This window comes from Dolomitihabitans soli (genome assembly GCF_022213955.1).
In the GTDB taxonomy this organism is placed as follows: Bacteria; Actinomycetota; Actinomycetes; order Streptosporangiales; family Streptosporangiaceae; genus Streptosporangium_A; species Streptosporangium_A soli.
In genome coordinates, this window is the sequence record NZ_JAKNTW010000002.1 from 25,601 (window position 1) to 38,378 (window position 12,778).

General features: G+C 70.1%; 14 protein-coding genes. 10 read left to right on the top strand and 4 right to left on the bottom strand.

Translation table 11 applies throughout. The features are described 5' to 3' along the window. Positions 1–79: 79 nt before the first annotated feature. Genes MBA17_RS04975 through MBA17_RS04990 form a run of 4 tightly spaced genes read left to right on the top strand, consistent with a single transcriptional unit; the run spans position 80 to position 4,150 of the window. Complete coding sequence (locus MBA17_RS04975) at positions 80–1,375, top strand: ABC transporter substrate-binding protein (RefSeq protein ID WP_238495067.1); 1,296 nt, start codon at positions 80–82, stop codon at positions 1,373–1,375. Continuing rightward, positions 1,372–2,247 (top strand): carbohydrate ABC transporter permease, encoded by an 876-nt coding sequence (locus tag MBA17_RS04980; protein WP_238495068.1) that lies wholly within the window; start codon positions 1,372–1,374, stop codon positions 2,245–2,247. The genes MBA17_RS04975 and MBA17_RS04980 overlap by 4 nt, the downstream gene beginning before the upstream one ends. Further along, complete coding sequence (locus MBA17_RS04985; protein WP_238495069.1) at positions 2,247–3,122, top strand: carbohydrate ABC transporter permease; 876 nt, start codon at positions 2,247–2,249, stop codon at positions 3,120–3,122. The genes MBA17_RS04980 and MBA17_RS04985 overlap by 1 nt, the downstream gene beginning before the upstream one ends. Before the next feature lie 26 nt (positions 3,123–3,148). Continuing rightward, positions 3,149–4,150: a LacI family DNA-binding transcriptional regulator gene (locus tag MBA17_RS04990; protein ID WP_238495070.1), complete on the top strand. Its 1,002-nt coding sequence runs from the start codon at positions 3,149–3,151 to the stop codon at positions 4,148–4,150. Between the two features lie 18 nt (positions 4,151–4,168). Here MBA17_RS04990 and MBA17_RS04995 read toward each other — a convergent pair whose 3' ends face one another. The 3 genes from MBA17_RS04995 to MBA17_RS05005 are packed head-to-tail and all read right to left on the bottom strand — an operon-like array spanning position 4,169 to position 7,533. Next, positions 4,169–4,831: a potassium channel family protein gene (locus tag MBA17_RS04995; protein ID WP_238495071.1), complete on the bottom strand. Its 663-nt coding sequence runs from the start codon at positions 4,829–4,831 to the stop codon at positions 4,169–4,171. Continuing rightward, positions 4,824–6,185, bottom strand: coding sequence for a TrkH family potassium uptake protein (locus tag MBA17_RS05000; protein WP_238495072.1), 1,362 nt, complete (start codon positions 6,183–6,185; stop codon positions 4,824–4,826). Before MBA17_RS05000 ends, MBA17_RS04995 begins: the two co-directional genes overlap by 8 nt. A 55-nt stretch (positions 6,186–6,240) precedes the next feature. Continuing rightward, positions 6,241–7,533, bottom strand: a complete 1,293-nt coding sequence (locus tag MBA17_RS05005; RefSeq protein WP_238495073.1) for an ArsB/NhaD family transporter — start codon at positions 7,531–7,533, stop codon at positions 6,241–6,243. 186 nt (positions 7,534–7,719) lie between these two features. Between MBA17_RS05005 and MBA17_RS05010 the strand changes: the two genes are divergently transcribed. Both MBA17_RS05010 and MBA17_RS05015 read left to right on the top strand, forming a co-directional pair. Beyond that, on the top strand, positions 7,720–8,598 hold the full coding sequence (locus MBA17_RS05010) for a hypothetical protein (protein WP_238495074.1): 879 nt from the start codon (positions 7,720–7,722) through the stop codon (positions 8,596–8,598). A 174-nt stretch (positions 8,599–8,772) separates the two neighbouring features. Then, positions 8,773–8,943 carry a hypothetical protein gene (locus MBA17_RS05015; protein WP_238495075.1) on the top strand — a complete coding sequence of 57 codons (171 nt, stop codon included), beginning with the start codon at positions 8,773–8,775 and terminating at the stop codon, positions 8,941–8,943. A gap of 387 nt (positions 8,944–9,330) precedes the next feature. Here MBA17_RS05015 and MBA17_RS05020 read toward each other — a convergent pair whose 3' ends face one another. Further along, positions 9,331–10,206: an AraC family transcriptional regulator gene (locus MBA17_RS05020; protein WP_238495076.1), complete on the bottom strand. Its 876-nt coding sequence runs from the start codon at positions 10,204–10,206 to the stop codon at positions 9,331–9,333. Between the two features lie 101 nt (positions 10,207–10,307). Between MBA17_RS05020 and MBA17_RS05025 the strand changes: the two genes are divergently transcribed. The 4 genes from MBA17_RS05025 (at position 10,308) to MBA17_RS05040 (ending at position 12,758) form a co-directional block, all read left to right on the top strand. Further along, positions 10,308–11,081 carry a phytanoyl-CoA dioxygenase family protein gene (locus tag MBA17_RS05025; protein ID WP_238495077.1) on the top strand — a complete coding sequence of 258 codons (774 nt, stop codon included), beginning with the start codon at positions 10,308–10,310 and terminating at the stop codon, positions 11,079–11,081. 170 nt (positions 11,082–11,251) lie between these two features. After that, positions 11,252–11,863: an ATP-binding protein gene (locus MBA17_RS05030; protein WP_238495078.1), complete on the top strand. Its 612-nt coding sequence runs from the start codon at positions 11,252–11,254 to the stop codon at positions 11,861–11,863. 160 nt (positions 11,864–12,023) lie between these two features. Then, positions 12,024–12,365 carry an MmcQ/YjbR family DNA-binding protein gene (locus tag MBA17_RS05035; protein WP_238495079.1) on the top strand — a complete coding sequence of 114 codons (342 nt, stop codon included), beginning with the start codon at positions 12,024–12,026 and terminating at the stop codon, positions 12,363–12,365. A 72-nt stretch (positions 12,366–12,437) separates the two neighbouring features. Beyond that, positions 12,438–12,758 (top strand): hypothetical protein, encoded by a 321-nt coding sequence (locus MBA17_RS05040; RefSeq protein WP_238495080.1) that lies wholly within the window; start codon positions 12,438–12,440, stop codon positions 12,756–12,758. Positions 12,759–12,778 lie beyond the last annotated feature (20 nt).

The window sequence follows — 12,778 nt, forward strand, 5'->3', positions numbered from 1 at the left end:
CGAGAGCGTAACGAGCATTGACAGCCGTTGGGGCGGGCTCTCAGTCTGTGAACGCTCCCAGAACGCATCGGAGGAACGTATGCGTACGAACCGGCTCGCACTCGCGGCCCTTGCCGTCACCCTGGCCGCCGGCTGCTCCGGCGCCCCCCAGGAGACGGCCTCCCCCAGCAAGGCCCCGGCCGGCCCGGTCACGCTCACGTACTGGACCTGGGTCCCGAACATGGACAAGATCGTCAAGGTCTGGAACGCCGCTAACCCCGACATCACGGTCACGGTCAGCAAGCAGGCGGGCGGTGACGACGCCGCCGCCAAGTTCCTCACCGCAGCCAAGGCCGGCAACCCGCCCGACCTGGTCCAGGCCGAGTACCAGATGCTGCCCTCGTTCGTCGCCGCCGACGCCGTCGCCGACCTCACCGCCGAGACCGCGCAGGCGAAGGCCGAGTTCGGCGAGGGCATCTGGGGCCTGGTCACCCTCGGCACCGACGCCGTCTACGCCCTCCCCCAGGACAGCGGCCCGATGATGCTCTACTACCGGCGCGACCTGTTCGACAAGTTCGGCATCGAGGTGCCGAAGACCTGGCAGGAGTACGGCGAGGCCGCCAGGACGGTGCACAAGAAGGACCCCGAGGTCTTCCTCGGCACCTTCTCCAGCAAGGACCCCGGCTCCTTCACCGGCCTCGCCCAGCAGGCCGGCGCCCAGTGGTGGTCGATCTCCGGCGAGTCGTGGAAGGTCGCCATCAACGACGCGGCCACCACCAAGGTCGCCGACTTCTGGGGCGGCCTGGTCAAGGAGGGCGTCATCGACGGCCAGCCGTACTTCACCCCCGAATGGAACAAGGCGCTCAACGACGGCAAGCTGCTGACCTGGCCCTCGGCGGTCTGGGGGCCCGGGGTGCTGTCGAGCAACGCGCCCAAGGCCAAGGGCAAGTGGGCGATCGCGCCGCTGCCGCAGTGGAGCGCCGGCGAGAACAGCAGCGGCTTCTGGGGCGGCTCGTCCACGGCGGTCGCCGAGAAGTCGCCCAACCGGGCCGCCGCCGCCAAGTTCGCCACCTGGCTGAACACCGACCCGGAGGCGCTCGAACTGCTCGTGAAGGAGGGAGCCGTCTACCCGGCGGCCACCAAGGGCGGCGCACTGCTCACCGAGGCGCCCGACTACTTCTCCAGCCAGCCCGACTTCTGGCAGCAGGTCGCCGCCATCTCCGCCACCGCGCGCGGCTTCACCTTCGGCCCCAACGTGAACGTCACGTACAACGCCTTCAAGGACGGCTTCGACCAGGCCGTACAGGACAAGGCCGGCTTCGCGGCGGCCGTCGGCAAGATGCAGGAGGCCACACTCGCCGACATGCGGAAGTCCGGATTCCAGATCGCCCCATGAGAGCCAGCCGCGTTCCCTATCTCTTCCTCGCGCCGGCCATGGCGTTGTTCACGCTCTTCATGGCCCTGCCCATCGGCTACACGATCTATCTGAGCCTGCGCGGCGCCAAGGTCTCCGGGCTGGGACTCGGCAAGGGCGCCCGCAGCGAGATCTTCGTCGGGGCGGCCAACTACACCGACGCCCTGGCCGACGGCGCCCTGTGGAACGGCTGGCTGAGGGTGCTGGCGTACGGCCTGCTCGTGCTGGTCGTGATGCTCGGCCTGGCCCTGCTGTTCGCCCTGCTGCTGGACACCGCGCACGTACGGCTGGCCAGGTTCTCGCGGATCTCCATCTTCCTGCCGTTCGCCGTGCCCGGGGTGGCGGCCACCCTGATGTGGGGGTTCCTCTACCTGCCCAGCCTCAGCCCGATCCGCGCGGTGCTCGACGTGGACCTGCTCGGTCCCACCGCCGTCACCTTCTCGATGGCGAACATCGCCGTCTGGGGCGGCGTGGGGTTCAACATGCTGGTGCTCTACACGGCGTTGCGTGCCGTACCTCGGGCCTACTACGAGGCGGCCCGCATCGACGGCGCGTCCGAGATCCAGATCGCGCTGCGGATCAAGATCCCGATCCTGTTGCCCGCGATCATCCTGACCACCGTCTTCTCCATCATCGCCACCGTCCAGGTGTTCACCGAGCCGACCGCGCTGCGCCCGCTCACCAACACCATCAGCTCGACCTGGAGCCCGCTCATGAAGGTCTACCGGGACGCGTTCGTCACCGGCGACCTCTACTCGGCCGCCGCCACCTCGATCATCATCGCGGCGATCTCGCTCGTCCTGTCGTTCGGATTCCTGCGCGTCGTCCGCGACCGCGCCTTCGGGGAGGGCTGATGGCCGCCGCCACGCGCACCGCCGCACACGCGGCCATGCGGGGAGCCCTCCCACTCGGGTTCACCTCGACCGCCGTCCTGCTGCTCGGGGCGGTCTACTGCCTGTTCCCCGTCAGCTGGGTGCTGGTCGCCGCCACCAAGTCCAAGGCGGAACTGTTCTCGATCTCGGCCTTCGCCCCGGGCACCGGGCTGCTGTCGAACCTCGCCGACCTGGCGGCCTACCGCGACGGGGTGTTCTGGCTGTGGCTGCTGAACACCCTGCTGTACGCCGGGGGCGGCGCGCTGCTCTCCACGGTGGTCTCCACGGTGTCCGGCTACACGCTGGCGAAGTATCGCTTCCCCGGCCGAAACGTGATCTTCAACCTGCTGCTCGGCGGCATCCTGGTGCCCGCGGTGGTGCTGGCGATCCCGCAGTATCTGCTGTTCTCCACCGTGGGGCTGGCCGACACCTACTGGTCGGTGCTGCTGCCGCAGATCCTGCACCCCTACGGCATCTACCTGGCCCGCGTCTACGCCGGCGCCGCCATTCCCGACACGCTGCTGGAGGCCGGGCGGATCGACGGGGCCGGCCACGGGACGCTGCTGCGGAAAGTGGCGCTGCCGCTCATGCTGCCCGGCATGGTGACCATCTTCCTGTTCCAGTTCGTCGCCATCTGGAACAACTTCCTGCTGCCCTACATCATGCTGGGAGACGACCAGAAGTTCCCGCTCACCGTCGGGCTCTACACCCTTCTCGCGGCCGGCGCCAACCAGCCCTCTCTCTACAATCTGATCATCACGGGCGCGCTGGTGTCGATCATCCCGTTGATCGCGCTGTTCCTCACCATGCAGCGGTACTGGCGGACCGACCTGTCCAGCGGGGCCGTGAAGCACTAGTGGCCGCGCGGGGGGACAATGCAAGCGTGACGAAGCGCCCGACCATCCATGACGTCGCGGCGGTCGCGGGGGTCTCACGCGGCACGGTGTCCCGCGTGCTGAACAACGACCGCTACGTCAGCCCCGCCTCGGACGCGGCCGTGCGCCGGGCCATCGCCGAGACGGGCTACGTGGTCAACCGCAACGCCCGCAGCCTGGTCACCCAGCGCACCGGGTCGGTGGTGATGGTGCTGTCGGAGCCGCACGAGAAGCTCTTCGAGGACCCCAACTACAGCGTGACGATCCGCACCGCCATCCGCCGCCTGGCCGAACGCGACGTGTCGCTCGTCATGATGATGGCCGGCGACGACGGCGACCGCGACCGGGTGATCCGCTACGTGCGCGGCGGCCACGCCGACGGCGTGTTCCTGCTCTCCACCCACGCGGGCGACCGGATGGCCGACGTGCTGGTGGATCTCGCGATCCCCGCCGTCGCGCTGGGCGCGGTCATCGGCAGGGAGAACGTCATCCCGTACGCGGCGGCCGACGACCGCGAGGGGGCCCGCCAGATGGCCCGCTACCTGGTCGGCCAGGGCCGCAGGAAGATCGCGACGATCACCGGCCCGATGGACACGCCAGGCGGCATCCAGCGGCTGGAGGGCTTCGCCGACGTGCTGGGCCGCAAGGCGTCCAAGAAGCTGATCGAGCACGGCGACTGGACCCGGCTCAGCGGCGAGAACGCGATGGCGCGGCTGCTGGAGCGCACTCCCGACCTCGACGCGGTGTTCGCGGCCTCCGACGTGATGGCGGCCGGCGCCATCTCGGCCCTGCGGATGGCCGGGCGGCGCGTCCCCGAGGACGTCGCGGTGGGCGGGTTCGACGACTCCTCGGTGGCCGCGACGACCCACCCGCCGCTCACCACGATCAGACAGCCCCTGGCACGGGTCGCCGAGGAGACGGTCCGCCTCCTGCTCGACCTCATCGACGGCGCCGGCCACGTGACGTCGGTGATACTGCCGACCTCGCTGATCGTGCGCGAGTCCGCCTAGCGCGGCCTCCGGCACCGTTCAGGGCAGTTCGGCGAAACGCTCCACCGAGTCGGTCTTGCCGGAGACGATGATGTAGTCGCCGTAGGTCAGCACCGTCTCGGCGGTCGCGTAGGTGAACTCCTCGCCCTGGCTCTTGACGGCCACGATGGTCACGCCGTACTTGCGCCGCAGTCCCGACTCGCCGAGCGGCACGCCGATGTAGTCCTTGGGCGGGCGGCTCTTGATCAGCGCGAAGTTCTCGTCCACCTCCAGGTAGTCGAGCATCCGGCCGCTGACCAGGTGGGCCACCCGCTCCCCCATGTCGTGCTCGGGGAGGACCACGTGGTGGGCGCCGATGCGGTTCAGGATCCTGCCGTGCTGGCGGCTGATCGCCTTGGCCCAGATGTCGTCGATCTCCAGCTCCACCAGCAGGGACGTGGTCAGGATGCTGGCCTCGATGTCGTTGCCGATCGCGACCACCGCGCGGTAGAAGTCGGGCACCCCGAGCTGCCGGAGCGCCTCCAGGTCGGTGGAGTCGGCCGTGGCGAGCTGGGTGATCTGCCCGGCGAGACTCTGCACGATCTTCTGACGGTGGTCGATGGCCAGCACCTCGGTGCCTCGCCGGGTGAGTTCCAGGGCCAGCGAGCTGCCGAACCGGCCGAGCCCGATCACCACGACCGGGTCGTTTCTGGTGTCAGCCAACGATGATTCGCTCCTCGGGTAGTTCGTAACGGCGGGTGCGTTCGCGTAGCGCGAGCGCGGAGCCGAGGGTGAGCGGGCCGATCCGGCCCACGAACATGAGCAGCACCAGCAGCAGGTGCCCGGCCGGGGTCGCCTGGGAGGTGATGCCGGTGGACAGCCCGTTGGTACTGAAGGCCGAAATCACCTCGAACAGTACTGCGTCCAGGCTGTGCGAAGTCAGGACGAGCATGACGTAGGTGGACACGGCGACCAGGGCCACCCCGATCAGGCTGATCGCGATCGCCTGCCGCTGGACGTGCTCGGGGAGCCGCCTGCGACCGACGTTCACCCGGGTCTCGCCGCGCAACTCGGCCCAGATCACCAGGGCCAGCAGGCCGAAGGTGGTCACCTTGATGCCGCCCGCGGTGCCCGCGCTGCCGCCGCCGATGAACATCAGCACGTCGGTGACCAGCCAGCTCGACGGGGTCATCTGCGAGATGTCGAGGGTGTTGAACCCGCCCGAGCGCGGCATGACGGCCGCGAAGAAGCTCGCGAGCATCTTGCCCGAGCCGTCCAGCCCGCCCAGCGTCCTCGGGTTGTCCCACTCGGTGCCGAGGAAGACGAAGGTGCCGATGACGAGCAGCGCGGCGGTCACCGTGACCGTGATCCTGGTCAGCACCGACCAGCGGCTCGGACGCCGCCAGGTGCGCGACAGCTCGAACATCACCGGATAGCCGATCCCGCCGACGATCACGGCCAGCGCGATCGTCAGGCAGATCCACGGATCGGCCACGAACCGCATCAGATTGTCGGGCCACAGGGCGAACCCGGCGTTGTTGAACGCCGACACCGCGTGGAACACACCCAGGTAGACGGCCCTGCCGAGCGGCTCGCCGTACCCGGTCACGAACCTCAGGGTGAGGATCGTCGCCACCACGGCCTCGCAGGCCAGGCTGAACAGGACCACGTTCCGCACCAGCCTGCGCAGGTCGGTCATCCGCAGCGTCTTGGTCTCGATCTGGGCGAACAGCCGGGCGCGCAACCCGAGCCTGCCCGCGACGAGCACCGTGAGCAGCGTCGCGAGCGTCATGATGCCGAGCCCGCCGACCTGGACCAGCGCGGCGATCACCACCTCGCCGAACGTCGACCAGTGGGCGGCGGTGTCGACGGTGACCAATCCGGTCACGCACACCGCCGAGGTCGCGGTGAACAACGCGGTCAGCCACCCGGCCGACTCTCCCGAGGTGGTGGCGACGGGCAGCGCGAGCAGCCCGGTGCCGGTCAGCACGACCGCTCCGAAGCTGCTGACCACGACCTGGGCGGGACGATGGAACCGGTCGAGCAGCGCGGCCCCGAAGGAACCGGTCCGGCTCATTCGACTCTCCGCACGGACGACGAGGGAAACGACATGGGGGACAACTTTGGCGACCTCACACCAGATAGCGCAACCAAAGGTACGGCGTCGCCAGGGCGACCGTCACCACGGTGACGATGAGGCCGTACTTCGTGAACTCCCAGAAACTGATCGGCGTGCGGTTGCGTGCGGCGATGCCGAGGATGACCACGTTCGCGGCCGCGCCGACGGCGGTGGCGTTGCCGCCCAGGTCGGCGCCCAGGGCGAGCGCCCACCACAGCACCTGGGCGTGCTCGTTGCCACCGTTCGCGGCGACCAGCTCGGCGACGATCGGGCTCATGGTCGCGACGTAGGGGATGTTGTCCACGATCGCCGACAGCCCGGCCGACGCCCACAGCAGACCTATCGTGGTCAGCCCCAGGCGTCCCTCCGTGGCGCTCACCGCGGCCTGCGAGATCTGGCCGATGACCCCGGTCTCGACCAGCGCGCCGACCATGACGAACAGCCCGGCGAAGAACACCAGGGTCGGCCACTCGACCTCGCGGATCGCCTCCTCCGTGGTCACCTTCGTCGCGGCCACCAGCAGCCCCGCCCCCAGGACGGCCACCACCGACGGCTCGTAGTGCAGCATCGGATGCAGCACGAACCCGGCCATCACCAGCGCGAGCACCGCCAGGCTCTGCCACAGCAGCCGCGGGTCGGCGATCGCCTCCCGCTCGTTCAACGCCATGATCTCCGCCGCCCGCTCCGGGTCGTAGCGGAACGTCCTGCGGAACATCACCCGGCACAGCCCGATGAACACCACCATCAGCACGATGATCAGCGGCGCCAGGTGGACCAGGAAGTCGTTGAAGGTCAGCCCGCCCCGGCTGGCGATGATGATGTTGGGCGGATCGCCGACCAGCGTGGCGGTGCCGCCGATGTTGGAGGCCATCGCCTCGGCGATGAGGTACGGCGCGACCGGCAGCGCGAGCCGTTCGCACACCAGGAAGGTGACCGGCGCGATCAGCAGCACCGTGGTGACGTTGTCGAGCAACGAGGAGGCCAGGGCGGTGATCACCACCAGCAGCACCATCAGCCGGAACGGCCGCCCTCTGGCCCGTTTCGCCGCCCAGATCGCCAGATACTCGAACACGCCGGTCTGTTTGAGCACCCCGACGATGATCATCATGCCGAGCAGCAGAAAGATGACGTTCCAGTCGATCCCCGAGTGCTCGGAGAAGAAGGCGGCCCCGGCGTCGGTGGCGTGGATCAGCAGCATCAGCGCCGCCCCGCCCAGCGCCGCGGCCACCCGGTGGATGCGCTCGGTCGCGATCAACGCGTACGCGCCGAGGAACACCACCACCGACAACCATGCGACCAGCGTCACGGGAAGAGCACCTTGTGCATCGGCCGGCTCCTTTCGGCAAGGCGAAATGAACTGCCGACCAGACTTCCCGGCGCACCGAGAGCCAACCTACCAAGGTCCGCACAGGGGACGGGACGCAGGGGATCTCCGGGATGATGACCGATTCCTGCAAGCCACCCGCCGGAGACCCTGCTCATGATTGGTTCCATGAGTACAGACGCGTTCATGGCCACCCACGCCCGGCCGCTCGACCGCCGCCGCTACGACCTGGTCACGGGCCGCGGCGACGCCGACGGAGCGCTGTCGGCGCTGGCCGCCCACCGCAACCCCGACCTGGGGTACGGCTGGGCCCTGGAACCCGACCTGCGCGCGCGGGGCAGCCAGCCGGTGAGCGCGCTGCACGCCTTCGAGGTGTTCGAGGAGATCGGCCCCGCCACCAGCCCGCAGGCGGCCGAGCTGTGCGACTGGCTGGCCTCGATCACTCTGCCCGACGGCGGGCTGCCCTTCGCGTTGCCGATTCCCGACACCGCCGGCTGCGCCCCGTTCTTCATCCAGGTGGACCCCTCGGCGTCGTCGCTGCACATGACGGCCATGCTCGCCGCCATCGCGCACCGCGTCGGACGGCACGACAAGGCGGTGGCCGGGCACCCGTGGCTCGACCGCGCCACCGAGCACTGCCTGCGGGCGATCCCCCGGCTGGCGGGTCCGGGCCACGCCCTGGAGTTCCGGTACGCGTTGCAGTTCCTCGACGCGGCCTGGGAGACGCGTCCCGCCGCCGCGGGTGAGCTGGAGCGGCTGGCGGCGTTCCTGCCGGCCTCCGGCTTCCTGCCCGTCGAAGGCGGCGCGGCGGACGAGGGGATGCGCCCGCTCGACTTCTCCCCCGACCCCGACCGGCCGCTACGCGCCTTCTTCACCGACGAGGTGATCTCCGCCGAGTTGGACAGGCTCGCCGGGGAACGACAGGCCGACGGCGGCTGGGTCGTCGACTGGGCAGCCCGCTCACCGCTGGCCGCCCTGGAGTGGCGCGGCTGGGCGACCGTACGCGCGGTCAAGATTCTGAACCGCCACTCGCGCCCGCTCACCTGAAGCCCGGCCTCTTCGCGTGGTTTCAGCAGATGGTTGCAGTGGCTGTTGAAGGACGGCCCAACAGCCGGTCCCGGGGCCCTGCGCGGGGCCGCGCTACCGCCGCGCTAGTCGCCCGCCAACGCCCGTCCCGATAATCGCCACAACCATCACTAGTAGGAGATACGAGGGGGCAGGATGAAGATCATCGACAAAGCTCTGGCGCTGGTACTTCCGGAGGAGAGGGCGTCGGCAATATGCGGATACCAGTACAAGTGCTTCCCGACCGGCTGGTACAGGAGGCTGTGCTGCTCGTCTTCCGGCGACAACTGCGGACCCTGGGAGAAGCGCGGCTCCTACTGCCCCTAGCGAGAAGACCCACCACGGGCCGTACCGTCAGAGGGGGAAGCCATCCCCGCGCTGTCGATCCCGGACGCGCCGACGGTCCGATCTGACGGCTATTCATCGCTGACGGGCCGGGCTCCGCAGGGGCCCGGCCCGTCCGTGCCGTGGTGGGTACGCCCGGCCCAACGGGTCCCGATCCTCGTCGACACCGAAGCCGCATGCGGCGAGTGGACCGATCGCCCCGCTACTTGGTTGCCCGACCCCAGGCCCGAAGAGCGTGGGTCAGTACCGCTCAGCATCGCGTCGAAGTATCCCGAGTATACCGACAGGCCGGTTTTCGCCGCGCGCGGTCAGTGTTCGCACGCGGCTTCCGCATGGCGGGGCCCTACCCGCGGCTTCGTCGCGTAGACGTCACCTGCCTAAGCCTCCGCGTCGGCGGTAGTCGCTCGGGGTGAGGCCGACGAGGTCGCGGAAGCGGCGGGCGAAGTAGGTCGGGTCGTCCCAGCCCACGGCCGCCCCGACGCGTGCGATCGGGGTCGTCGTCCGTGCCAGCAGCGTCGCCGCGCGCTCGGCCCTGACCCTGGCCAGGAAGGCGAGTGGGGACAGCCCGACGTGCCTGCGGAAGAGCCGGCCGAGGTAGGCGGCGTCGAGGCTGACCTGTCCGGCCAGGTCGGCGATCCGCCACTGGCGGGCGGGCGCGTCCTCCAGCAGCGCGATGACGGCCGCGACCGCCGGGTGCGGCGCGGCGGCCCGCTCGGGCTCCCGGCCGTCGGTAAGGATGCCGAGGACGCTGACCAGCCTGCCGAGTGTCCGGCCCGGCCGGCTGCCGGGGGCGGCGAGGTCGCGCGCCAGCAGGGCGATCTCCCCGATGGCCTCCGCCGCCGCGGCCGGTTCGATCCGGGTGACGATGACGCCGTGGGAGCCGGCGGCCATCGGCTCCGTCCACAGCAGGCGGCGGAAGGCGGGGATCTCGCGGAGCGGCGCGAGTTCGCCGCGCAGGGCCGCGGCGGAGACGCAGCAGTTGGCCACGGTCAGCTCGTCGCAGTCGCGGAACCCGTGCCACGCGCCAGGCCGCAGGACGATCACGTCTCCCTGCCGCATCCGCCGCTCGCCGTGGCTGGTCACGTGGGTCCCGGTGCCGGCCCCCAGCACCGCGATCTCCAGGAAGTCGTGGACGTGCGGCGCCACCTCGCCCGCCAGTTCGTAGCCCCCCAGTTCGTACACGCGGCCGAACACCGCCCCGCCGACGAAGGTGTCGTGCTCGTGCAACGCCGCTATGGCCGACATGTCGGAATCGTACGACTCTTCGCCGTAATCCGCCTAGCCTCTCGCCGGGCTCCTGGGAAAGGGTGGCAGCACAGGAACAACGGTAAAGGGAAAGGCCAGGCATGACTGCCACGCAGCACGTCACCGACATCGCACCGGACGGGCAGGTCGCCGCCGACCTCGTCACGGCCTACCGGGAGAACGGGTTCGTCCGGGTCCGCGGCATCCTCGGACAGCAGGAGGTCGAACGGTTCAGGACCGCGGCGGAGTCGATCCTGGCGGCGAACCGGTCCGACAGCACCGCCGGGGCCGTCTTCAGCCAGCTCGTCAACGTCTGGCGGCTCGACCCCACCGCGCGGGAGCTCACCCTGCACTCCCGGCTGGCCGGGGTGGCCGAGCAGCTCGCGGGCGTCCGGCTGCGGATCTGGCACGACCAGATGCTCGTCAAGGAGCCGCACAACGAGACGGCCACCGAGTTCCACCAGGACCAGCCGTACTGGCCGCACGAGCCCAACCGGCATGCCATCTCGGCCTGGATCGCGCTGGTCGACGTGCCGCCCGAGCGCGGCTGCATGACCTTCCTGCCCGGTACCCAGCACGTCACCGGGCTGCGGCCACAGGATCTCAACGAGGAGGACGACCTGTTCGAAGCCGATCCCTCGCTCCGGTGGCTCCCCCGTGTCACCGTCCCGCTCCGGGCGGGCGACTGCACCTTCCACAACAGCCACACCGGCCACATGGCCCTCCCCAACCGCACCGGCCTGGCCCGGCTCGCGCATGTCAACATCTACATGGACGAGGACACCCGTTACTCGGGGGCCGCGCACGTCGTGACCGACCCGCTCGGCCTCACCGCCGGCGACCGTCTCGACGGCGAATGGTTCCCCCGCCCCTGAGGCAACCAGCCGTGCCGTACCGTGTGTTTCCGGGCATCGCGCGGCGGTCGATCGGCACCGGGCGGCCATGTGGGACCGAACTCACGGCGGTTCGCGGCGAAGGCGGTCACGGCCACCGCCTCGACAACGCATGATGGGGGGACGTCCCCTACTTCAGCGAGGTGCCTTCCATGGCCGCCAACCCGGCCGGCCCCACGTCAGTCGAGGATCTTCGTTACCCCGCCCGCTCGCTGGTGCTGCTCGCCGGCCTGCCGGGCGCGGGCAAGAGCACACTCCTTGAACGCCTGTACGACCTGCGAGGTGATGAGAGGGAGCCGGTGCGCGGGGCCGGCGCCCTGGTGATCGACTCCCGCCAGTCGCGTAACCGGTGGGCCCCCCGGCTGCGCCTGATCACCCCGCGCGCCCGCACCCCGATCGTGCACGCCACCCACGTGTGGCGGATCGTGCGCGCCCTGATGCGCGGCGAGGCCGTCGTCGCCCACACCCGGGGCACCTGGCCGCATATCCTGCACGGCTTCGCCTGGCTCACCCGCAGGCTGGACGCCGAGCTGCACGTGATCCTGCTCGACGTGGAGCCGCACGTCGCGTGGGCGGGCCAGCAGGAGAGAGGCCGGGTCGTCACGATCTCGACCTTCGCCAGGCACTGCCGCCGCTGGCGCACGCTGGTGGCGCGGGCCCGCGGCGGGTCGCTGCCGCCGGCCACCGGTGTGACGATCCTCGACCGGCAGGCCGCCGACCAGCTCCGCGCGATCCGCTTCGACGACAGAGAACGGGTCAGGTGACCCGAGGCGCCGACGCCGGACCGGACCCTGCCCGCCATCACCGCACGCGGTGGGCGGGCAGGCGGCCCGTACGGCATGTCCAGCACCTGGGGCACGGTCCGCGTGCCGGGCGAGTACGGCAGGTCCGTCAGGCGGGGCGGCTGCGTGGGACGATGTCCGGATGGTGACTGTCGAGGACGTCCGGCGGCTGGCCCTGACCCTGCCCAGGACCCATGAAGCGCTCGTCAGGGACAGGGTCAAGTTCCGGGTCGGCGCCATCGTCTACGTCGGCTTCTCCGCCGATGAGACGATCATGGGCTTCGGGTTCCCCAAGGAGGAACGCGACGCGCTCATCGCGGCCGAGCCCGCCAAGTTCGAGCGGCCCCGCCCCTCCGACGAGCGCTTCAACTGGGTCCACGCCCGGCTGGCCGCCCTCGACGAGGCCGAGACCCACGAGCTGGTGGTGGAAGCCTGGAAGATGGTCGTCCCGAAGAAGGTCATCGCCGCCTACCTGGCCCGGTAGAGCCGCGCGCTTCGCGAAAGTGTCAGGGGCGCGTGAGAGCCTGGGCGGGTGCTTCGAGATCAGCGTGAGCCCATGGTCAGAGAGCTCGACGAGTCGGCCGGCCCCCGGTCCTGCTGGCGGGCCGCCGACGACGACGGCGGCGTCTGGCTGTTCGAGACCATCGAGGGCGACGGGCAGCAGTGGGCGGTGAAACAGATCGAGGTGGGGGCCGACCGCCGGATTCACCGATACTGGTGGCGGCATCTGGAAGACGACCACGGCTTCCTCACCGACCAGGCGGTGGAGATCTGGGAGAGAGGCACCAGCCCGCTCGATCCGGAGGATTTCCAGCGGGTCTGGGAGGCCGCCGTGTGCGCGTGCGGACAGGACCCGGCGGGCTCCGGTCACAGGTAGGGTGCCTGGGCAAAGGTGGC